This window comes from Virgibacillus salexigens (assembly GCF_000723585.1).
GTDB lineage: Bacteria > Bacillota > Bacilli > Bacillales > Amphibacillaceae > Virgibacillus > Virgibacillus salexigens.
The window spans coordinates 823,121-846,887 of the sequence record NZ_CCDP010000002.1; the positions used below are offsets into that span (position 1 = coordinate 823,121).

The 23,767-nt window shown below is 36.6% G+C and carries 20 protein-coding genes, 1 riboswitch and 1 other annotated feature; of the genes, 2 read left to right on the forward strand and 18 right to left on the reverse strand.

Translation table 11 applies throughout. From position 1 onward, the window contains the following. Positions 1-5: 5 nt before the first annotated feature. On the reverse strand, positions 6-698 hold the full coding sequence (locus BN990_RS16950; protein WP_021290522.1) for a response regulator transcription factor: 693 nt from the start codon (positions 696-698) through the stop codon (positions 6-8). Next, positions 691-2,079, reverse strand: coding sequence for a HAMP domain-containing sensor histidine kinase (locus tag BN990_RS16955; RefSeq protein ID WP_021290521.1), 1,389 nt, complete (start codon positions 2,077-2,079; stop codon positions 691-693). Before BN990_RS16955 ends, BN990_RS16950 begins: the two co-directional genes overlap by 8 nt. A 184-nt stretch (positions 2,080-2,263) precedes the next feature. Here BN990_RS16955 and BN990_RS16960 point away from each other — a divergent pair, with 184 nt between their 5' ends. Continuing rightward, entirely contained in the window at positions 2,264-2,860 is a 597-nt protein-coding gene (locus tag BN990_RS16960) for a YdhK family protein (RefSeq protein WP_021290520.1), read from the forward strand. Between the two features lie 203 nt (positions 2,861-3,063). On the opposite strand, the gene BN990_RS16965 is transcribed toward BN990_RS16960, so the two are convergent. The 5 genes from BN990_RS16965 to BN990_RS16985 form a co-directional block, all read right to left on the reverse strand. Further along, positions 3,064-4,311: an MFS transporter gene (locus tag BN990_RS16965; protein ID WP_021290519.1), complete on the reverse strand. Its 1,248-nt coding sequence runs from the start codon at positions 4,309-4,311 to the stop codon at positions 3,064-3,066. Positions 4,312-4,380: 69 nt separating this feature from the next. Continuing rightward, positions 4,381-4,661, reverse strand: a binding site (T-box leader). A 51-nt stretch (positions 4,662-4,712) separates the two neighbouring features. Continuing rightward, positions 4,713-6,065 carry a TrkH family potassium uptake protein gene (locus BN990_RS16970; RefSeq protein ID WP_021290518.1) on the reverse strand — a complete coding sequence of 451 codons (1,353 nt, stop codon included), beginning with the start codon at positions 6,063-6,065 and terminating at the stop codon, positions 4,713-4,715. Positions 6,066-6,068: 3 nt separating this feature from the next. Next, positions 6,069-6,725: a potassium channel family protein gene (locus tag BN990_RS16975; protein ID WP_021290517.1), complete on the reverse strand. Its 657-nt coding sequence runs from the start codon at positions 6,723-6,725 to the stop codon at positions 6,069-6,071. 143 nt (positions 6,726-6,868) lie between these two features. After that, a riboswitch (cyclic di-AMP (ydaO/yuaA leader) is annotated at positions 6,869-7,020 on the reverse strand. 284 nt (positions 7,021-7,304) lie between these two features. After that, positions 7,305-9,413 carry a heavy metal translocating P-type ATPase gene (locus BN990_RS16980; RefSeq protein WP_021290516.1) on the reverse strand — a complete coding sequence of 703 codons (2,109 nt, stop codon included), beginning with the start codon at positions 9,411-9,413 and terminating at the stop codon, positions 7,305-7,307. After that, positions 9,400-9,783 (reverse strand): ArsR/SmtB family transcription factor, encoded by a 384-nt coding sequence (locus tag BN990_RS16985; protein WP_021290515.1) that lies wholly within the window; start codon positions 9,781-9,783, stop codon positions 9,400-9,402. The genes BN990_RS16980 and BN990_RS16985 overlap by 14 nt, the downstream gene beginning before the upstream one ends. Before the next feature lie 158 nt (positions 9,784-9,941). On the opposite strand from BN990_RS16985, the gene BN990_RS16990 reads away from it, so the two are divergent. Beyond that, complete coding sequence (locus BN990_RS16990; protein ID WP_021290514.1) at positions 9,942-10,181, forward strand: hypothetical protein; 240 nt, start codon at positions 9,942-9,944, stop codon at positions 10,179-10,181. A 94-nt stretch (positions 10,182-10,275) separates the two neighbouring features. Here the strand turns inward: BN990_RS16990 and qoxD are convergent, their stop codons facing one another. The 11 genes from qoxD to BN990_RS17045 form a co-directional block, all read right to left on the reverse strand. Next, positions 10,276-10,560 carry a cytochrome aa3 quinol oxidase subunit IV gene (gene qoxD, locus BN990_RS16995; RefSeq protein ID WP_021290513.1) on the reverse strand — a complete coding sequence of 95 codons (285 nt, stop codon included), beginning with the start codon at positions 10,558-10,560 and terminating at the stop codon, positions 10,276-10,278. After that, a complete protein-coding gene (gene qoxC / locus BN990_RS17000; protein WP_021290512.1) occupies positions 10,561-11,157 on the reverse strand; it encodes a cytochrome aa3 quinol oxidase subunit III in 597 nt (198 codons plus the stop codon). Next, a complete protein-coding gene (qoxB, locus tag BN990_RS17005; protein WP_021290511.1) occupies positions 11,150-13,102 on the reverse strand; it encodes a cytochrome aa3 quinol oxidase subunit I in 1,953 nt (650 codons plus the stop codon). The genes qoxC and qoxB overlap by 8 nt, the downstream gene beginning before the upstream one ends. A 40-nt stretch (positions 13,103-13,142) precedes the next feature. After that, positions 13,143-14,102 (reverse strand): cytochrome aa3 quinol oxidase subunit II, encoded by a 960-nt coding sequence (gene qoxA / locus BN990_RS17010; RefSeq protein WP_038245856.1) that lies wholly within the window; start codon positions 14,100-14,102, stop codon positions 13,143-13,145. A 471-nt stretch (positions 14,103-14,573) separates the two neighbouring features. Next, positions 14,574-15,281: an alpha/beta hydrolase gene (locus tag BN990_RS17015; protein ID WP_148530722.1), complete on the reverse strand. Its 708-nt coding sequence runs from the start codon at positions 15,279-15,281 to the stop codon at positions 14,574-14,576. Between the two features lie 97 nt (positions 15,282-15,378). Next, complete coding sequence (locus BN990_RS17020) at positions 15,379-16,992, reverse strand: FAD-dependent oxidoreductase (protein WP_021290507.1); 1,614 nt, start codon at positions 16,990-16,992, stop codon at positions 15,379-15,381. 68 nt (positions 16,993-17,060) lie between these two features. Further along, positions 17,061-18,584: a DUF4127 family protein gene (locus BN990_RS17025; protein ID WP_038245857.1), complete on the reverse strand. Its 1,524-nt coding sequence runs from the start codon at positions 18,582-18,584 to the stop codon at positions 17,061-17,063. A gap of 58 nt (positions 18,585-18,642) precedes the next feature. Further along, the gene (locus BN990_RS22065) at positions 18,643-20,310 is read right to left on the reverse strand and encodes an ROK family protein (protein WP_021290505.1); all 1,668 of its coding nucleotides are present in this window, start codon (positions 20,308-20,310) and stop codon (positions 18,643-18,645) included. Positions 20,311-20,428: 118 nt separating this feature from the next. After that, on the reverse strand, positions 20,429-21,250 hold the full coding sequence (locus BN990_RS17035; RefSeq protein ID WP_021290504.1) for a carbohydrate ABC transporter permease: 822 nt from the start codon (positions 21,248-21,250) through the stop codon (positions 20,429-20,431). 14 nt (positions 21,251-21,264) lie between these two features. After that, entirely contained in the window at positions 21,265-22,173 is a 909-nt protein-coding gene (locus tag BN990_RS17040) for a carbohydrate ABC transporter permease (RefSeq protein ID WP_021290503.1), read from the reverse strand. A 56-nt stretch (positions 22,174-22,229) separates the two neighbouring features. Beyond that, the gene (locus BN990_RS17045) at positions 22,230-23,564 is read right to left on the reverse strand and encodes an ABC transporter substrate-binding protein (RefSeq protein WP_021290502.1); all 1,335 of its coding nucleotides are present in this window, start codon (positions 23,562-23,564) and stop codon (positions 22,230-22,232) included. Positions 23,565-23,767 lie beyond the last annotated feature (203 nt).

Genomic DNA, 23,767 nt, shown 5'->3' on the forward strand with positions numbered 1-23,767 from the left:
TCGCATTAGATGCGATCTGTTTTCCCTTTGGGTACTACCCACTTATAGCCAATACCCCAAACTGTTTTGAGGTAAAGGTCAATAGGGAAACCTGCTTTTCTCAATTTATCTCGTATATTACGAACATGAGAATCTATCGTACGTGCTTCCGTGCTTGCATGCAGCCCCCAAATGAATTCAAAGAAACGCTCCCGAGTAACAACGATATTCGGATGGTTCATTAAATGACCAAGCATCAGAAATTCTTTTGGTGTTAATGGAATGACCTGATTATCATAGGTAATCTCAAACCGATCCTTGTCCCAAAATAATCCGTCTACTTCAATAAGCGCCTTCGACGTTGTCCTTCTTATTAAAGCTTCTATTCTGGCCAATAACTCTGATTCATCAAACGGTTTGGTAATATAATCATCCGCCCCTAATCGTAGACCTTTAACAATATCCTCTTGTTGATCTCTAGCGGTAATCATAATGATAGGAACATCAGAAAAATCTCGAATGGTTCGGCATAACTGCCACCCGTTTATTTCAGGCATCATAATATCCAGCAGTATGATGTCAACGTTTTCTTTGTCTAAATAGTTTAGTGCCTCCATGGCACTTTTTACCTTTGCGCAGACATAACCATGAGGTTTTAAGTACAAAGCTAATAAATCTAACATTCGTTGTTCATCATCAACTAATAATATGCTATTCATCAACCTCACTCCTTGGTAGTTTAATTATTACTCTTGTACCAGCACCTTTTTTACTGAAAGCATCAATTGTACCACCATGTGCCTCTACTATTTCTCTGGCAATGGTTAACCCTAAACCAGTGCCTCCGCTTTTTCTGGATCGTGATTTTTCTACTCGATACAATCGATCAAAGATATAGGGTAATTCCTTTTCCGGTATACCTTCGCCATTGTCTGAAATCGAAATGTCAAGGCGATCTTTTTGTTGCTTTACTTCCAAAGAAATATGTCCGTGTTCATGTGTATGCTTTATTGCATTATCAAGAATATTTAACAATACTTGTTGAAATCTGTTTGGATCTACAATTCCCTCTATGCTCTCAGGGCATGCAATCGCCAAGGTTAATTTCTCCTTCGTCAGTACAGGATTTATTAAATCAACAATTGGTTTTAATATCAGATGAAAAGGCACCTTTTCTCGATGAATGGTAAATGTATGCTGATCCATTTTAGCTAATTCAAACAAATGTTTGATTAACATGGAAAGCCGGGTTGTTTCTTCCCTAATAATCTCCAAATATGCTTCTCGATCGGAAGCTTTTAGATCTTGACGTTGAACAATATCTGCGTACCCTTTGACATATGTTAAAGGTGTTCGCAGTTCATGTGAGATACTTGCAAGGAATTCATTCCTCTCCTTTTTCATTCGATCCAAATCATTTGATAATGATGTAATTGATTTTGCAAGTTCTCCAAGTTCATCATTCCGCTCTGTATGTAATACAACTTGGTGGTTACCTTTACTTAATTGTTCAGTTGCATGTTTCATATTTAATAAGGGACGGGTAATAAACCGTGTGAGTAAAAAAATCGTAATGATGGTCAAACCAATTGTAATTAATCCGATTAAGGTAAATTGATCACTTAGATGATTCAAGATTTTCTTCACTTGATTGGTACTTGCAAACATAAACACATGACCACGATGTTCTCCACTTATATTTATTGGACTATCCGTAGCAATAAATGGCTCATCCTTCCAACGATCCTCTATAACGATACCCTCTGTAGGTATCTTATCATAATTTATGCTATGAATCAGTTCTGTCATTTCTGGATCAATAGGATCTGAGTTCACGATAACCTCACCTACTGGATCTGTAATGACAACGACAAAATCAGAGGCTGATTCCATTAAACCAACATGTTCTAAGGTGGTTTGTGTGAAATTATCCTCCAATACCTCACGATGTGTGTTCCCTCTAGCTAATAAATTTCCAATTACTTCATCGATCCGCTCATTAGCTAAATTAATATAAAGAACAAAATAAAGGAACCCTTCAATAATTACAATAACGAAAAAGAAGAGAATCCCTACCTTTAAAGAGAGCTTATTAAACATTTTCCTATCCCCTTCATCTGCTTTAACTATAATCTATACTAATCCTTGATTATCAATTTTTTGTGCATATTTGCAAATATATTTTCCTATTGTTGTAGAAAAGGTGTCATATAAAGTGCAGATAATCTGCAAATTTATTGGCTAGAATAATATAGACAAAATAAACACAGGAGGAACTATCGGCATGAATAAAAAAGCTTACGTAATTGGCTTGATCTCCCTATTGTCTCTCATCGTACTCACCGCTTGTTCCAATAGTCAGGATGAGCCAGATAATTCAGGTGAACAGCAAACGACAGAAACAGAAGCTACCTCTAGTGAACACGATGGACATGAAGGTATGAATCATTCTAGTTCTGGAGAGGTACCAGATGATTTGAAAGAGGCAGATAATCCAAAGTATGAAGTTGGAAGTAAAGCCACCATTGAAACGGATCACATGGCAGGGATGAATGGTGCAAAAGCAACCATTTCTGGCGCATATGATACTACCGTATATACAATAACCTACACCCCAACCAATGGTGGTGAAAAAGTAGAAGACCATAAATGGGTTATTCGTGAAGAGCTAGCTGATGTAGAACAAGAGCCGATTAATGCTGGTTCAACAGCAACCATAAACGCGTCACATATGGAAGGAATGGTCGGAGCAACTGCGACGATAACTTCAGCTAAAGAAACAACGGTATACATGGTTGATTATCAATCCACAACAGATGGAGAGGCGGTTAAAAACCACAAATGGGTAACAGAAGATGAACTTGCTCCTATAACCAAATAAGTTTTTACTTACTAATCATATACATGGTCCAATTACTTCCCAGACTGGATTCATGTATTCCTTCTGTTATTCCAAAGCTATTTTTCATTTTATTGAATTTCTGATCCACCTTGAACCATGTGAACGTAAGCCTGTTTCAAGGTGGATGCATTCTATCTGTGGTTACCCGAACTACACTTATATACTGAGGAGCCAAAAGATACTTATATTTCTTCTGCCTTTGCTGTAACATTTTGATAATACCCTGCTTTTGATGATCGAATTGCACAAATAAATAGGGTAATTGCTACGAACAACATCAGGGTAGCTCCAAAAACAACAATACATCTAATTGGTATAAGCTCAGCAGCAACTCCAAATATGGCAGTGGCTAAAATAATTAGAAAGGCTTCAGCAAATCCATAGATACTTCCTACTCTTCCCATCATATCGACCGGTATATTATTTTGATAAAATGTATAAAAGCCAGTATTTGCAAAAGCAGTAGCAAATGATAAAACAAAACAGCCGACGGAGGCAATCAAAAATGTTACAGACATCGAGAAGACAACATAACCAATTGCGGTTATGATTGATCCTACACTAATCAACCAAGAAGTTGGTATCTTCTCGACTACGATGGTATTTATGAAAGAACCTACGAATACTCCCGCACCAGCAATACTGACTAAAACCCCGTATTCTCCTTCAGATAAAGACAGCACTTGGGTTGCAAAGGCTGCTTCTAACGAATCTGTAGCTGTCATTATAACGATCATGACACTAAATAAAAAATAGACAATCATAAGGTATACGTTTTGAAGACTAAAGCTTATTACAATACTCCAATCAGCTTTCACTAACGACATTTTTTTATTTATCGTTCCTTCTAGTTGTCTAGACTTCTCCAAATTAGGCATTGCTAGTGTAAATAAGGCTGATAGGAACAAAGCAATAGCATTAATAAAAATAGCCATATTAGGGGTACCAACGGTAAACAACATGCCTGCAATTGCTGGACCAGTCAAAAAGGCTCCAGAATCAAGTAAGCTGCGTAAAGAATTAAATCGTTTTCTTTGTTTGGACGGTATTAACTTCGTAATGTATGTCATAGATGTTGGATGATACATAGAACTAGCTATGGTAATAATAAATACCATACAATAAATGAACACGAAAGAAGACGCAAAAGGTAATATCGTAATTAGCACCGTTTGGAATACATTTAGTATGATCATAAGGTATTTTTTATTTAAACGATCAATTAATGTTCCCGACCAAATGGTAGTGAATACCGTCGACAAAGCTCTAACAATATATAGAACAGAAACGGCAAGTGCAGATCCTGTCATGTTTAGAACGATAAGATTTAGAGCAATAAAATAAACCCAATTCCCCACACCGGAAATGCCGATACTGAACAATAAGATAACAGGATAGCGCCAAGTTTGAACCAATCCTTTTAACCGCATTTAGATTCCCCCTAAGTTATTCATCATCTAGTAAATCAAAATAAAAAACCCCACCCCCAAGAACATCGTCTTGGGGGCGAGATTTGGAATCCAAAATCGCGGTGCCACCCCAGTTTATTTCTGTGTCGCCACAGAAATCTTATCAAGTACGGCAGCTAAAATATCGCATGCTTATACTCTATCTCAATAACGGGAGATCCCGTCACACCATCCTCTTCCAATTCTATTAGAAAACTCCTGTGTGCAGCTCCGAGACTTGTTTCAATGAACTTGATACTCCCTCCTTTTCAGCATATGGAAGGTCTCTGCAGAAGCTCTTATTCAACTACTCTTCTCATCATTGCTTTTAGCTAAAACTTTTTATTATTGTACTGAAGTATGATTATTTTGTAAACCTTGAATTAACCGGTAAACACCTCTTCCTCCGGATGACGAATAGATGATTGCTTCTGCCTAGCAAATACAAAAGCCAATGTTAGTGGTCCCAGCCTTCCAATAAACATCATAACCATAATAATGCATTTCCCAAATGAAGTAAGATCTGTTGTTAACCCCATTGATAACCCAACTGTACCGAAAGCAGATATCACTTCAAAAATAATCTCCATAATCGGTGCAGCTTCTGTAATGGACAGGATAAAAACAGCGATAAAGATAGCTAAGATACTAATAATCATAATCGATAGTGCACGCACAATTGTATGCACCTTAATCATTCGATTAAATACCGTCGTTTCGCTTTTACCTCGTAAAAAGGAGACAGTTGCTAATAACATGACGATAAATGTCGTTACTTTAATTCCACTTCCAGTTGAACCACTTCCTGCGCCAATGAACATTAGTAACATCAGAAATAAGATGGATGGTACTGTCATTTCCGCTATAGGTAGTGAATTAAATCCAGCAGTACGGGGGGTAACTGCTTGGAAATAAGAACCCCATAACTTATCTGTAAATGAAAAACTACCAATTGTTTCAGGATTTGAAAACTCTAAAATAAATAGCGTTAATAGCGCGGTTATATTGATAATAAATGTACCGACGAGCATTAATTTCGAATGTAACGATAGCTTTCGAAAGCTCTTTTTATCCCAGATATCCACCAAAACGGTAAAGCCTAAACCACCTGTAATAAATAATCCCGTAATTACAATATTAACCAAAGGATCTCCAACATAACCAGACAGGCTGTCAGACCAAAGCGAAAAACCAGCATTATTGAAGGCAGAAATACTATGAAAAACACTTTGATGTATCCCCTCTGACCAGCCATATTCAGGAATCCAGCGTATAGATAATAAAACAAAGGCAATAGCCTCTATGGCAATAGAAAAAACAAATAATAGTTTTACTAATCGAAGCAAACCACCAATTGAGGCCTCATTTAAATTTAATGACTCCTGCGTCAGAATCCGTTGATGCAATCCAACCTTTCTCCGAAGCATCATTAATAACAAAACAGAAAATGTCATTAATCCTAAACCGCCTAGCTGCATCAAACTCATAATGACAATCTCGCCAAACAAGCTATAAGCACTGCCTGTATCAACGACAACAAGACCAGTGACCGTAATCGCAGAAGTTGCCGTAAACAGGGCGTCTAACCATGAAACAGAAACAGTAGTAGCAAATGGTAACTTTAATAAAAGCGTCCCTACTATAATAAATACTAAAAATCCTAACGCTAGAATCTGTGGCGGGCTTAAACGGATGGTTTTTCCTCTTAATGGATGCAATGAAATGATTTTAATCATTGCTTACATTCCTTTATTCTCAAATCGTTTGATGTCATTTTTATGCCCCATTACAACTAATATATCTCCTTCGTATATAAAATCATTTGGTAATGGAGATATATTAACCTGTTCGTCTCGTTTCACTGCTAAAACTGTACAGCCGAATCGCTTACGAACATCGACTTCTACTAATGTGCGGTTACTTATCTTAGCAGTAGCAACGACTTCCACAATGCTGTATTCTTTTGACAGCTCAATATAATCAATGATTTTCTCAGAATCCAGTTGATGTGCAATTCGCATCCCCATTTCTTTCTCTGGCTGAATAATTCGATCTGCACCTATTTTTTCCAGCACTTTATGATGTTGTGTATTCTGCGCTTTCACCCATACCTGTTTGATACCCATTTCTTTTAATATCAATGTACATAAAATACTCGGTTGAATATGTTCACCAATAGCAATAATTGCATAATCAAAATTTCTCAAACCAAGTGATTTCAGAATCGCTTCATCGGTCGCATTCGCAACTACCGCATGAGAAGAATGATGTTTTAATCTATCTACAATATTTTCGTTCGCATCAATTGCCAATACTTCATGTCCTAGCTGGTATAATTCTTTACAAACATTACTTCCGAATCTCCCTAGACCAATAACCGCAAATTGTTTTCCCAAGTTGCATCCTTCTTTCTATATCCTCCCCATGTGTAACCATCGCAAATACCTTTATCATTCTATCCAAAAACAGTTCATTAAATAATGGTAATAAAAAAGACCATTACAAATAGAATGGTCTAAAGGTAACCCCTTGGACCTTTCTCTCGTGTTTATGGACGCTTACGGGGTTAGCTGTCGGATTAGGGACTGAGAGTATCCCATCTTACTAGCAAGTAAGATTCACCCCTAGATAAGTATTTCATCTTATCAAAAAATGGTTCCCCCGCTCATTGAGATTAAGCGATTAAAAGGTTTGGATATTCATTATTTTATTAAACATTCAACATCACACAGAATCAAAGAACGAAGTTCCGTTTATGCTCTGCATGTTCATGGCAAAAATCTGCGTTTATCAGTAGCCTCTATCACTGATCCTTACGATGAATAAGTGCCTATGATAAAGTATAATTTACTCCGATTCATTCTCATTGTCAATAACATTTTTGTAAAGTTTTTTATATCAGTTGTAACTAGCATTAAGCAGTATCTTTAATCCGAAGAGGTAACCCTCTCAAAGCTTGAGGTTACACTTTACCATTACTCACTAACCTTGGTTTTCATCAGCCGTAATGAATTTAAGACGACAATCAATGTCGCACCCATATCTGCAAAAATAGCAATCCATAAGGTCAACCAACCTGGAATAACCAGAAGCAAGGCAATAACTTTCAACCCTAGAGCAAAAATAATATTTTGCTTTATTACTTGTAATGTTTTTCTACTTAAATCCATCGTAAATGGAAGCTTACCGAGATCATCTGCCATAAGCGCTATATCTGCAGTCTCCATAGCAGTATCCGTTCCCGCTCCACCCATAGCAATTCCAATGTCAGCCGCAGCCAAAGCAGGAGCATCATTAATTCCATCTCCCACCATTGCTACACTTCCATGTTGTTTACTTAGTTGTTTAATAGCATTAAGTTTCTCTTCTGGCATAAGTTCTGCTCTTGTTTCTGAAATACCTATTTGCTTCCCAATTGCTTGCCCAGTTGCTTGATTATCTCCGGTTAACATAATCGTTTTCTTACCTAATTGGACTAGTTTTTGAATAACAGTTGGGCTGCCTCTGCGAATTTCATCGGCAACAGCAATGATACCTTCAATACCTACCTCTGATCCAAGCAACATGACTGTCTTTCCTTCTAATTGCATGTGTTGAACGGTTTGTTCCACTTCAGTTAAACGATTTAGCTTTTCACTGAGTAAAGAGGGGCTGCCAATGATATATTCCTTTTCTTGGATAAAGGCTTTTGCCCCTTTACCAGTGAAAGACTGAAAATCAGTAGCCACACATCGCACTACTCCTGTTTCTTTGGCTTTACGGATAATCGCTGAAGCAAGTGGGTGCTGCGAATAGGCTTCGATTGCTGAAGCAGTAGCAAGGACATCCTCCTTTGTCATATTACCTACCGGAATGACATCTGTAACTACAGGCCTTCCTTCTGTAAGTGTGCCTGTTTTATCAAATGCAATAGCATCTAACTTACCAGCTTGTTCTAGATGAATACCGCCTTTAATCAATACACCTTGCCTTGCTGCATTACCGATTGCCGTTACAATTGCCACAGGTGTTGATATTACTAATGCACAAGGACAACCAACAACAAGAACAGCTAGACCACTATAGATCCATTCTGACCAAACAGCACCCATAAATAATGGTGGGATAACTGCAACCAAGAAAGCGATGATTAAGATCGCAGGTGTATAGTATTTTGCAAATCGGTCAACAAATTGCTGAGAAGGAGCTCGCTCAGCTTGTGCTTCTTCTACTAAATGAATAATCTTAGCAATCGTTGTCTCTTTGGCATACTTGGTAACCCGAATCTCCATAGAACCTTCTTCATTAATTGTTCCAGCAAACACCTCATCTCCAATCGACTTATACACAGGAATCGACTCCCCAGTTATAGCAGATTGATTAATGGAAGATTGTCCAGTTACAACTTCACCATCCATCGCAATCTTTTGTCCAGGTTTAATGACCATAATATCACCAATCTGGACATCCTCAACATCGATTTCAATAAGAGTATCACCACGACGAATCGTTGCTCTATTTGGTGCTAAATCCATTAAGGAGCGGATGGATTGTCTTGCTTTATCCATCGAAAACCCTTCCAATGCTTCACTTAAGGCAAAGAGAAATACGACAACTGCACCTTCTGCCCATTCACCTATAATAGCAGCTCCAATGATAGCAATCGTCATTAGTGTTTTCATATCAAACTGCAACTTAATAAGGTTTTGAAATCCAACTTTAAATAAATCATAACCACCAATTAGAATCGCTGCAGCAAATATACCAATCGTTATCGGACTGACTTCTCCTATCTGGAAGTAAAAACCATACCCAACCATTGTTAATAATAGCGAAACCATTACCGTTATATTTTCACGTTTCTTCCAAAAAGGTTTCTTCGGAGCCATTCGTTGACGTTCTGGATAAACTTTAATTCCGTCAAAAGCACCAGCTTCTTCAAGTTGATCAATGGTCGCTTCCCCTTGAACCGTTATTTTGGATGCCCCAAAATTCAACTGAACATCTTCAACTGCATCGATAGCGCGAATATTCTTTTCAAACTTCGCAGCACAATTTGTACATGATAGGCCTTCTAAACGATAAACTTGTTTATTTTCCTTCACTTGCTACACCCTCTTTAGCATGAACAGTAGCTATCGTTACTAATTGATGAATGTGTTCATCTTCTAACGAATAAAAAACCAGCTTCCCTTCTTTTCGATATTTTGCCAAACCCATATTCCTCAAAAGTCTAAGGTGGTGGGATGCTGTGGCTTTTGTAGAACCGATTATATTAGCTACATCACAAACACATAGTTCTTTCTCTAGTGTGAGTGCATAGGCGATTTTTAAACGAGTTGCATCTGAAAGTGCTTTAAAGATCTGTTCAACACCTTCTACTTTATTTATCTTCGGTTGAATTCGATTTACTTTATCTTCATCAAAACAGAATGTTTCACATGTATCATTTTTCATTTGAACATTGTCTTTCATCAATACCGTCACCTCAGTCAAATAATTATTTGATTGTTTGATTATAGTCTATGAGAGTGAACTAATTATGTCAATTGGATTTTTTAACAATTTTTTGTAAAGTATTTGACAACTTTGTGAACAATGTGAATAATATATGTATAAGGAGGATGAGCGAGATGAAAAAGAATGATAAAATGCTTCATGCTGTTACGTATGTAGGGGCAACTGTATTATTGATCGGAATTGCATTGTTTTTATATGGATTTTTTGTAAGCGGATACAGCACAATTACCGGCATTGGCATTGGTACAATCATGGGGGCAGTGTTTATCTTTCTAATGGGAATATTCTTTGTTGCTACAGAGGAAATGCTAGAAAAGCGTAATAAGAAAATGGAAGAACCCTTTCATAAATAAAAATGAAGCAAACAAAAGAAATGTGTCACTTGTGCTGTGATCAAAAAACATAAAAAAGCAATCGACAATATTTCTCGCCGATTGCTTTTTTATTTTATACATAACCCCAGATCATTGCTAGCATCGTACCTAGTACAGTGATGACAGCTATAATGATCCCATAATATACACTGGTGTAAATCGTATTCTTATCTTCAGATTCACCGGCATGCATGAACAGCACTAACTGCAATGCAGCTTGGGCAAATGCTGTAACAAGCAGAATAGTCATTCCCATGAAAAATGACATATCGAAGAAATACACAGATAGTGCAACACCAGTTAACACTAGTGAAAATATAAAGCCCATGACGTGTTTAGCTGGGAATAATTCTTTCATTTACATCATTCCTTTCAAATAGATGAAGCTGAAAATAAAGATCCAAACAACATCTAAGAAATGCCAGTAAAGAGAGAATATGAATGACTTATTGGCTGTTTGCGGAGTTAATCCTCGTTTAATTACTTGAATTAGAATAACGATCCCCCACGCTAAGCCAAACGTAACGTGCAACCCATGCGTTCCTAAGGTTGTTAACAAGATGGACGTGAAAGCACTTGTTTGTAGACTAGCACCTTCATGAACATAGTGAATGAATTCATATATCTCAAAACCTAAGAAGGCTGCTCCTAGAATAAGCGTAATGATGAAAAATGTCATCATTGCCTTTTTTCTGCCGAGCCGCATTGCATGGATACCTAAACCAATAATGAAACTACTCGTTAATAATAAAAGTGTTTCCGCAAGAACTGGTGGCAGTTCAAAAATCTCCGCACCAGCTGGTCCCGATCCTGTACGGGTTTCTAATGTGAAATACGAAGCGAATAACGTTCCAAACAGCATGATTTCTGCTCCAATAAAGATCCAGAAACCAAGTATATTCATACGTCCTTGCTCTGTACTGTATTCAAGCGGTTGCGTATTATTATTATTCATTTTTAGCACCCCGCACTTCCGATTCTGTTCTTTTAATTTCCTCTACGGAAATATGATGCCCATGATCATTCTCAAACGAACGATGAAGCATGCAAGCAAAAATACCAATTAGAGAAGCTATGACTGTGATCCACATACTAAAGATAAATGAAAATCCAAAGATAAAGAAGAAGACACTCATAACAAATGGGACACCACTATTGTTTGGCATATGGATTTCTTTCAGTCCATCTCTAAATAACGTATGACCATTTTTCTTCGAATCCCACAATGCTTGACTAGAATTAACATGTGGTGTAATTGCAAAGTTGTATTCAGGTACTGGATTATGCGTTGCCCACTCAAGGGAACGTGCATCCCAAGGGTCGTCTCCAACATCTCTAGAAGCATAACGCGTACTATAGTAGATATTGTATACGATTAGGATAAATCCAATGGCCAGACCGATTGCACCAATAAAGGAAATCATATTCCAGATACCAAAACCAGTCGATTCAGAGTACGTGTACATACGACGGGCTTGCCCATCTAATCCAGAAATAAACATTGGGAAGAATGCTACACAAGTTCCGATTGAAATGAAACTAAACGCCCATTTACCAATACGCTCATTAAGCATAAACCCAAACATTTTCGGCCACCAGTAAGTTAGACCTGCAAGCATTGCAAATACAACACCTGGTATGATTACTAAGTGGAAATGAGCCACTAAGAACATCGTATTATGATATTGATAGTCTGCTGCTGACATTCCAAGCATCACACCGGTAACTCCACCAATCGTAAAGATCGGGATAAATGCTAATGAATAGAGCATCGGCACCGTGAACACGATTTTTCCTTTCCAAAGGGTCAAGAGCCAGTTGAAGATCTTAATTCCTGTTGGAATGGCAATTGCCATCGTTGTAATAGAGAAAATACTATTTACCATTGCTCCTTGCCCCATTGTAAAGAAATGGTGAACCCATACAACAAAGGATAACAAGGAAATAACGACCATCGAAGCGACCATGGAATTATATCCATACAGATTCCTTTTAGCAAAGGTAGAGATAACCTCACTATAAATTCCGAAGGCCGGTAAAATTAGAATATAGACCTCAGGGTGTCCCCAAACCCAGAATAGGTTAGCCCAAAGCATATCCATACCACCGTCTGTGGTTGTAAAGAAATTGGTTCCAAACAAACGGTCCATCGTTCCCATCGCTAATGCTACGGTTAAGACTGGGAAAGCAAATACAATAATAATATTTGTAATTAGTCCTGACCATGTGAACATCGGCATTTTCATTAAGGTCATGCCAGGGGCACGCATTTTTAGGATGGTAACAATAAAGTTAATACCCGTCATTAACGTACCTAGACCAGAAATTTGTAGTGCAAGCATATAATAATTCGTTCCGACCGAAGGCGATAATTCACTACCCGCCAGTGGAAAATAGGACGTCCAACCAGAACTAGGAGAACCTCCAATTACAAATGACAAGTTAAATAACATTGCTCCCATAAAATACAGCCAGAAACTAACAGCATTTAACCGTGGGTATGCTACATCCCTTGCACCAATTTGTAAAGGAATAACAAAGTTCATTAAAGCAATAATGAATCCCATTGCCATAAAGAAGATCATTACAACACCGTGCGTAGAGAATATTTCATTATAGTGCTGTGCATCCAATAACGTATTCTCTGGCATGGATGTTTGCGCCCTCATCATGATAGCGTCTACTCCACCTCTAAACAACATGAGCAAGGCAGAGATTAAATACATAATTCCTATTTTCTTATGATCAACCGTTGTAAGCCATTCACGCCATAGATATCCCCATTTTTTAAAATAGGTAAGACCGACGATGATTGCTATTGTAGTAAGAACAATAGCAGCCATCGATGCGTAAATAATTGGACTCGGATGCGGAATTAGAAATCGTTCAAAAAAGTCCATTCTTATTTCTCCTTTCCGGATAACCCAGATGTACTAATTCTTAATGTTGATGCTCTGTGTTTTCCTCTGTTTCATCTGCATGACCGGAATCTGATTCATGTTCACCATGTGCATCGTGTTCTGAACTAGATTCATCATTATGTTCACCTTCCGAACCAGCACCATGACCTTCATGATGCCCTTGTGGTGGAGGGTTGAATTCTAAGTGTGTGCCTGTAAAGGTTAATTGACCAAGATGACCGGGCTCAAGCAATTCATTAAATTTATCCTCCGTTAGTGGATCTGCTGTTTGTTTGACTTCTTTCACCCAATCATTAAATTCTTGTTGCGGCATTGCTTCTACGCTGAATGTATTCTCAGCGAAACCTTCCCCACTAAAGTTCGCATTTCTACCCATAAATTCTCCAGCATTATCTGCGGCTAAATGCAGCGTAGTTATCATATCGGACATTGCGTATTTTTGACCGCCCAGTTGCGGTATCCAAAAGCTTGTAATTGGTCCATAAGAATAAAGTCTAAACTCTAGTGGTCTATCAGTTGGAACATAAAGATAGTTAACCGTTTCAATATCTTGTTCAGGATAACTAAAATGCCATTTCCAATCTGAAGAAGAAGCATAAACCACTAGTGGCTCATCATTCTCATATCCTTCTGGAGTAGCTTCTACTTTATAGTTACTTTGAACTGAAATTACAGATAGTACGATTACGATAAGTACCGGAATCCCTACAATAAGTGATTCAACTATAACATTCCCTTTTATATACGGTGGCTCATATGAGTCTGATTGTTTTGATGCGCGGTATTTATATAGGATATAAGCCAACATAGCAAATACCACAATTACAATAACAGACATAATAGCAATTGATATCCAGATGACATTCGCCTGGGTTTGAGCCTGCGGACCTTCAGGGTCTAATACTAATAATGGCTCACAACCAGTAAGAACCGCTAATAATGTGAATAACGATGCTAGCATCACCCATTTCAATTTCATAAGAGATACCCTCCCCTGCATGTTGTTTAAATGAAAATATATTGAAATACTTTTGTTACACACTTCACAAAATCCATCATCAATATTAATACCATAACCATTGAAAAACAATATTGATGTGTTGGATGTCAGAAAATGTTCAAGTTTTATCATACAAAAAATGAACATTTAATGAATAAAATATGGCAGAATATAGGTAGTAAAAATTGGGATAAAATGACTTATTAGCAATATACTAACCTTCTTAGCGCTTTCATGGTTGGGCTAATTAATGACAACTTTTTTGATAGGTAATAATTACCTTTTATCAAAGAAAAACAAACCCAGTAGTAAAAGACCTCCATTAAATGTTTATGGAGGTTTTTTACTACTTTTTTATTTTTAGAAGCTACTAGATACATTACAAAATTTAGTTTTTATGCTATATAACCTTATAGCAGTTAATAAACTGCTTGGCTCTGCTATAACTCATTACGGGGTATTTATAAAAAAATCTAAAACACTAGTTAAATCCTTTTCCCAAAACGCCCATTCATGTCTTTCCTTTTGTTCTTTATACTGGACTGTTGCTTCTTGCTTAAGAAACGTATGATATAACTCACGATTTCTCGTTAGAATATATAGATTTTCTTTGGTAATGGGAGAAACAAACTGTTCCTCGTCTATCCCCACGGTTTGATAAATATTCCAATTTAGTGTCGCGACATTGTTTATAACAGCAATGTCTTTCTTTGAAATTGCTGCAGATTGGAGTAACAGATGTGTCCAATTACTAGGTTCCTTTATCGCAATATTTAACGAGACGTTCCCACCTAGTGAACTCCCAAGAATCCCCCGTTTTACAACATTCCTTTTTAACGAAGCCTCAATTTCAGGAATGAACTCATCGTTCATGAACTGAATATACATACAAAAATTGTTGCCACTATGATGGTAGGAATGCCATCTCTCAAGGGAATCTCCAGGGTGTATTAAAACAAAAACAAGCTTTTTAGCTAATTCAGGATAGGATTCTATTATATTCTCTACGGTGTTCTCTAATCCTCCTAATTCTAAATAATCTTTGCCATCTTGCATATACAAAACATATGCATTAACTGTATCATCGGATGTTAAGAGATAGTAATCAAAATTCTTGTTTAGAAATTCACTATAAAATACCTTTTCAAATTTCTTCACAACATCAAAATCCCTTTCCCAACCCGTTTTTTTAAAAGTATTTTCAATAAGTATAGGCCTCTTACAGAATGATTCCCACACCTTTTTTCTTTTTTGTTTAAGGTGAGTTATGAGTCTTTACTTCCTCTGTTAACCCGGACAAATCTAAACTTTCTGGCCAGTGGATTTGGATGCCAAATTTGTTTAATAGATTTTGATATTTTGATAAATGACTCTGATCTTGCCGGACTACATGGGCATCTATATTATTAAGGATTGAATAAGCTGCTAGATACCCAGAAGACTCTCCAATATTCCACTCTGTTGGATGCAAGCGATAGCAACTATTGGTGATTTGAGTCGTCCCGATATTTTTACATGCTGGTAATAGATTTTTAATTCGAATCGGCAGGAATGCCCCCAATGGGATTTCGTAAGGATAACAGGGAATATAAAACGCTCGATTTGTTATTGTCGTATGATGTAAGTCTAAATGATAACTTCCTACTCCCACACTGTCAAAGTAGCTATGTATCCCTTTATTACCTATTAACTCACGACTTACATTATGTTCTGTAATCGTGTACACGGCTTTAATCCTGCGTGATTCACGAATGTATGGTGATTTAGCTAGACCGTCTTCTGTACCTAGGACATCCTTCCTCAGTCGTAATCCTGGATATCCATTTCCTCCGTCTAAACGAGGAGCTTCGGTTTGTAGCCAATATAAAAGAGAGAGACTAAGTTGTTTCGCATTCTTTAAGTTTTTTTCCTTTTCTTCTGTAGAAACGTCAATAATTGAACCTAAAAAGTAATCATTTTGTGCCCAATTAATGAGCGAAATATCGCCTTCATATAGATTTTCTTTTAAATTCATCACATCTAGTATTCTGCGATAGGTAAATAAAGAAGGAATACCTTTATCATTCGGGAGTAAAGTAAATTCTCTTAGTTTTGTTGTATCTTTTGTATTTACGGTATACCAACTTAATAGCGGCATATCAGAAAATTCAGGGACAAATTTCTTCCAAAAATTATATTGCTCAGGTTCCTCTATTGTAAAATTCCCACCTTCTACGTAATCAACAGCAAAAACATGTGTAATCGATTGTGTATCAAATGGATTCGCTTCTTCTAATGCATGAGGTTCTCCAGTATCTTTTTGGGACTCTGCTCCCGTTACATACTCGGCACCTACTAATGGTAAAAGATCCCCTAATTCCGTTGCGTCTAAAAAGTATTTACCTGTTAATTCTACCTTTATATGATTATATACATGTTGAACAATAACAGAAGTAATGTTATCTTTAATCATGCTGGCATCTACTGGTTTGAAGTTTAAGCGTATCTGAATTCTGCCACTATTAAGATAAGGGGATAGCATATCTTCAATTACCTGTAACGCAACCTTTGGTTCATGGGTCAATCGACTAACCCATCCGTTTCCAGGGTTTATCAACTCATTATCCCTTGCAGATTTCGTTAGCGGATAGTTAGATTTGTAATAGTTACGAACTCGATTTCTAAATTCCAGGTATGTAGAAGTACAACCAAATTTTTCGATCCACTGATGTTCATCTGGAGGTACTGCTTGACTTGTAAGCTGACCACCAATCCAATTTGTTTCTTCAGTCATGATGACATTTAATCCCATTTTAGCAATTGCTAAAGAGGCCATACAGCCCCCCAGACTTCCACCTACAATAATTACGTCAGCACTATCTTGAGTCAACAAAACGATCTCCCTCGTTTCTATTTTTAATTCAATCCAAAATGTTTTTGAGCAGTACATTATTCATACTATCTTAGAAACTTTACTTTCAATCGAACGCCACATTCGAACATTCTATTCCATGGGGCGTATGTGTACAACTCCTCAATATTAATCTGAGGAAAACTATTTTTAATCTTTTCTGTAAAATAGCAAATCATTCGTCTATCTCTTTCCTTGTTTACTAAATCAGCTTTATTTTTTAGATCAAAATAACTCAAATTATGATTTGGCAGGAATTTAGTTGTCAATTCCTTACGAATTTCAGCTTGATAGAAGTAATCATCTAATAAATGATATATTATATTTTCCTGTAACCGCACTGAATATCCATTCTGTCCGATAACCCCTTGTGAAAGTGTCGTACCTAACGTATTGCAGTTTGTATTCCACCCTTTATAAGATACTATTTTATCGAGAATCCCTTTTTCATCCATTAGCGTTATTAAATCAAAATCCCCCCCGTTTGCATAAGCCGAGTCCGCTACAATTATCTTTCTCCCATGAAGAATATAACGCTTCATTTGGCTAACAAATTCCTTCATATCTCGAAAACTAGTATAAGTTGCATCCTTATTATACTGATCACAAGATTCCTGCATTACAAGTCCAGGTGTATTATAAGCAAGGATTAGATCTGCACTATTAGCATCATCTACCAGTAAGCAGCCAGCAGCTCGTATATGGAATTTCATGCTCTCTTCAAATGTTCGATCCTCGTACATGGGGGTGATTTGTGGTCCATGTATACTACTCCATATTGGGAATATTTTAGGACAACAATCTTTTAAATCGTTATATACACGTGCCAGTAATGTGGCACCTGCCTCATCTGCTCCTGGATAAATTAATACCTTCTCATATAAATGTAAGGATTCTCGTTTAGATAGAATCACTCTTTGGTCCTTTGCTGTATAGCCATATTCCGAACTATCATCTTGAGGAATAGCTAAAAAGGTGAAAACCCCTTCATTCGCTAGTTCAAGCATCGATTCATTAATATGAAGATTATATTCCCTTCTAGTTTCATAGTCCTCAACATACTTTTCTGGTAATCGAAGTTGCACATCATGTAATTGAATTAATTCCTTCTGAGATAAATCTTCGTGCTTACTCTTGTTATGCAAATACGAGTTTAAAAATATCTCACGCCCCCAATCCTCATAATAATCCGGCTCTTCATCACTTGAACTATAACTTGGTGTGCGCATAATTAAATTAAATGCATAAATGGGTAAGTTAGCATGGTTTCTATGGAATGAACGCAATCTGTTCAACCATCTCATACCTGTATCTTCAGACAAATAATGTAGACGGGATGGTATCAACCCGCCATATATGAGCATATCGATGCTAAGGATAAGTGCGTGACAATTCTTTGCCTCCACGTTCAGCCATTCCCATAGCTCCTCGGTATGTGCGGGAGATTTTTTGTTTCCAAAAAATTCATTTGGCGGTAAAATTAGTTTAATTTCAGGTGTTGAATTCGCTATTCTTTTAACAATTTCCGTATTACAAGGTCTTTCATCTATTGGAATATAGATAATTCTCACAGGCTCTCACCCTCTTATTTAATTTTAACAATTACCACATAGCCTTATGAACAATATCTTATATCACCTCTTTCTGAATTTTACGTTGAAATTCTTTTAAAAAAATATCCAGTAAATAAAATACCGATACCTCATGAATTGAGCATACATCCGCTTCCAAATCGTTTGACGATGGAATTAGAAACGAAATATCGGCCCCCTCTGAAATTGGGGAATCACGTTGACTCGTAACACCAATTGTAATTGCATTTTTACTTTCCGCGCTTTGTAGTATGTTTATAATATTTGAATCAAATCCCGATATACTAATCCCAATAACAATAGATTCTGGTTGCATTAAATGCGTTGACATCTCCATTTGAAACTTAGTCGAAAAAGCGTCCACAGGAATTCCAAATTGCATTAATTTGTATTTTATTTGGTTAATAACAAACTCCATTCCTTCTGAACCATATATTAATATTTGTTTTGCTATTAGAAACTGGTTTTTCAACTTTGAGATATCCTTTGGTTGATTTAATGTTTCGAGTTTATTTAGTACATTAATATACTTTTGCTTTATCTCCATTAAACTACTTGTTTCCGTTTTGTCATGTATTCGTGTACCTACAATTGCTTCCTTAGCCATTAAACGAAGATGATTAAATGAACCAATTTCTAATTTTTTACAAAATCGGGTTATCATCGATTCAGAAACCTCTATCTTATCAGCCATTTCTGAGATTGTTTTACTTGGCACATCACTAAGATTCATCATGACATACTTTGCTATTCTTCCTTCTCCTTTTGTGAGTTTATGTTTATTTGATTCAATTAACGTTGTAATTCGATTAAATGGTTTCATTGATTCCTGTATTAGAAAGTGACGTAATGCTCCAATCATTCCTGCATCATTAAGGTTACCTGCAATTTCTATTTTTGTTTTACGGAGAATGGAAGGAATAAGATCTTTCTCTAATTCTTCCATGATTAATGGATACAAATAATCTTTTTGATGGGTTATTCCTCCTCCAATAACAATCATTTCTGGATTCATCATATAAGCAATAGTAGAAATTCCTTTCGATAAAAAATAAACCAGTTTTTCTATTTCCTGACTACAAATTTCATCTCCATCTCTTGCTAACTCAAAGATCTGCTTCCCATCAATTGCCTTTTCAGGTATGCCTTTTTTAATGGCTACATTTTTAATAAGTGTTCTTGTAGATGCAAGTTCTTCAAATTGGCTTCCTTCTATTGGAATATAACCAATTTCCCCTCCACTAAAGCTATGACCACTATGTAGCTTATTATCAATAATATAGCTCCCACCGATTCCTGTTCCAATAGTTAGACAAAACAAGCTTTTTACGTCTTTTCCTTTTCCAACCCATGATTCTGCTAATCCAACACAATTCACATCATTTTCAACCTCTACAGGCAAGCCAAAATAACTTTCTAACTCTTTCTTAATTGACATACCTGTGTAATCAGGGATAAGGGACGAAGCATACAAGATCACCCCTTTCTTAGAATCCACTTGACCAGCTGTACTAATGCAAATTCCTCTTAGATCATGCTCTTCCAAAGATTGTTTACCTATTTTTTTTACTTTTCTTAATACTCCTGCTCCCCCTAGATGAGCATCTGTTAGTATTTCATTTTTGTTAATAAGGTTACCCATTTCAGTAAGTACACCATATTTAATAAACGTACCCCCAATATCTATTGCTAGGAATTTTCTCATGCTACCTCTCCTTAAAAATGGACCCTATCATTCCTATATTAAGTTAAGAATAGGGAGTCTAGTCCTATGTATTTATTATTCATTAAAAGTAGTTTTTTAGACAACGTACAATCTTCCATTATCCCTTTAATGCACCATCTGTCTGACCTGAAATAAAGTACTTTTGTAACCATACAAATATTAATAAACTTGGTATGGTGGTTAAAATAGATGCTGCACTAATTAATTTCAAATTCCCACCATTAAAGTTCTGTGACATCTGAGCTAACCCAATGGACAGGGTATACATGCTACTTTCAGTTGTATTAATTAATGGCCATAAGTAATCCCCCCAAGTAAAAGTAAAGGTATAGATTGCGAGAGAAATTAGTGTTGGTTTCACAAGCGGTATAGCAACATTGAACCAAACTTGGAAACGATTAGCTCCATCCAAATAAGCAGATTCCTCTAAATCTTTCGGAACATTTAAGAATGCTTGTCGCATAAAATATATACCAAAGGCTGTTGAAATTTGTAAGATTGTTAGTCCAACATGAGTATTCCGTAAACCTAATTCCCCAGCACTTTGAAAGAGTGGTGCCATATAAAGTTGAAATGGTACTGTCATAGTAGAGATAATAATGGTTAGTACAATACTTCTTCCTTTGAAGTCAATTCGAGCAAGTGCATAACCAGCCATACTACTAAATAACAGGTTGAATGGAACTGCAATTGCAGTAACAATTACGGTATTCCATAAATATTGCAGAAAATCGGTTTGATTAAACGCATAGACGAAATTCGTAAAGGTCGGATCAGTTGGTAGTATCCCATCATATATTCCTTGACCTGAAGACTTCAAAGCAATAAATAAAGTGTATAGAAAAGGACCTACCGTAATAACAGTAATAAAAATCATCAAGCTGTAAACCAATAGTTTTCTCCACTTCGTAGAACCCAATTTTTCCAGCTCCTTTATGCCCTCAAATCATCTTCACGTTTGCTAGTTAACCTCATTTGGAGTAAAGATGCCACAATAGCTAATACCAATAACACCAAGCCAGCAGCAGAAGCAATCGAAACTTCCAGATTCATAAATTTATCATATATATACATAACAAGCGTTGTCGTTGCCCCAGCTGGACCACCATTAGTAGTTAATGCAATTTCTTCAAACACTTTCAGTCCATTTATAATTGTTAAAACCGAAACCAACGTCATTGAAGGTACCATCATTGGCATTGTAATTTTTGTGAATTTTTGAATACTATTTGCCCCATCGATACTGGCAGACTCATATAATTGATTTGGAATGGACTGTAGATTGGCTAAGTAAATAATCATATAATATCCAAGACCTTTCCAAACTGTGATAAAAGCGACAACCATTAATGCAGTTGTTGAATTAGTAAGAAAATTAATTGGATCATCAATGATCCCGATCCCTACTAAGAAGTTTGATAAAGCCCCGTCTTGTGAGTACAACATTTTCCACATCAAAGCAGCGACAACGATTGGAGTAACAACTGGTAAATAATAAAGCACACGAAACAATCCTACTGCGCGCACCTTTTGATTGACTAAATCGGCTAAGATCATTGGAAGAAATACATTTAAGGGTAAAACAATAGCCACATATAAAACTGTATTAACCAGTGCTTTCCAAAATAATTCATCTGAAAATATTTCCTTAAAATTAGAAAATCCTACAAATTCGCTTGTACCAGCAATAATCTTATAATCTAAAAAACTCCATTGAAAAGCTTCAACAATTGGTATAATTAAAAATGTCACCAGAATCACAATGGATGGAAGTAAAAACAACCATGGGGTGATGTTTTTTATCATTCTCTTTTTTGTTAGCGAAAAGGTGATTTTACTCATCGTATTCACTCCTATATATAGAGACTAGCAATATTGCTAGTCTCATCTTTTCCACATTAAAATGTCGGTGCAATACCCGTTTCTTCAAAAGATGTATCCCATTTTTCAGCGATTTCTTTTAAGGCTTCTTCCGATGTTACTTCCCCTTGTAAGTTTTTAACAAAAGCCATCTTTACGATTTCACGTAGTTCTGCACTATTTTCAAGTGGTGGAATTAATACTTTTGACCGTTCAAGCGTCTTTGACGCTTCAAGCATTCCCAATGCTTTTGGTGAATCACCTGGATCTGTAAAATAATCAGCTTCTAATGATTCTTTAGTTGAAGGCAGTACGGTTCCTGCAACTTTTGCAAATTCTAGCTGATTCTCAGCATTTGTTACATATTCTGCTAATGCAACTGCTGCATCTGGATTTTTTGTTTTCGCAGGGATAGAGAAGTTCATTACAGCGACATTAACTGGTGCATTTGGATCATTTAACGGTTGCCCAGCTTTTGAGACTTCATAGGTTTCTGGTGCACCAGATTCAATCGGACCTAGGAAAGTAACCCCGCTCTCAAGCAAAGATAGATTACCTGCCATATATAATTCTTGTGCAGTAGAGAACGAACCTTCGGCATTTTCTTGAGGCATAATACCTTCTTCGTACATTTGTTGTGTTAAAGTAAAGAATTCTACAATAGCTTCATTATCTGCTAACACTGTTTTACCTTCTTCTACAATTGGTTCCCCATTTGCAAGTGTAATCATCTTTTGAATAACCGTGTCTCCTTCATTAATAATTTGATAGTAAGAAGGGTTTCCAGTTGCTTCTGTAATTGTTTTTGCTGTATCGTAAATTTCTTTAGTAGATTGAGGAGGTTTAGTTACATTGGCCTGTTCGAAGTGATTGTCATTATACCAACTAACAGTTGTTGTTAAGTACCATGGAAGAGCGTATAAATGATCATCAAAATACCCTGATTCAAAAGGACCTTCTAAGAAAGAGCGCTTTGTTCCTTCACTAACTAAATCATCTAATTCCAAAAGACCGCCTTGAGCTGCAATACTAACCATATATCGGGGTGCTAAGTTAACAAGATCGGGGACATCATCTGTAGTAAGAGAAGTTAATACCTTTTGTTCAATTTCCCCTTGTGGGATATCTTCAATTATCACGTCTAAGTTTGGATGGATTTTTTCAAACTGTTGCTCCAAATCAGCAAAATAACTATCAAACGGTTCCCCTGATAAAGATGCGGTCCACATCGTGACTTCTCCTGATAGCTCATTCGATGAACCAGAATCGGATGCCGCCCCTGCATCTTCCTCTCCGTCACTACAAGCTACTAACCCGATAGAAAGTAATACCGTAAGTAAAGCTAATGTGATCTTTTTGACACTTTCCCCCATTTTCCCTTTCCTCCCTTTCATTAATAGTCAGCTTGATATACATAAGAAAACGCTTTCTTATGTATATCTTAATTGGTCAACCAACATATATCAATGCTTTTTAAAAAATATTTTTGTTTTATTTTTAATTTTAAAAATAATTTTTAAACTTATTAATATTAAAATGAATTACTTTCATGCCATTACAGCGAGTTAATCCGTTA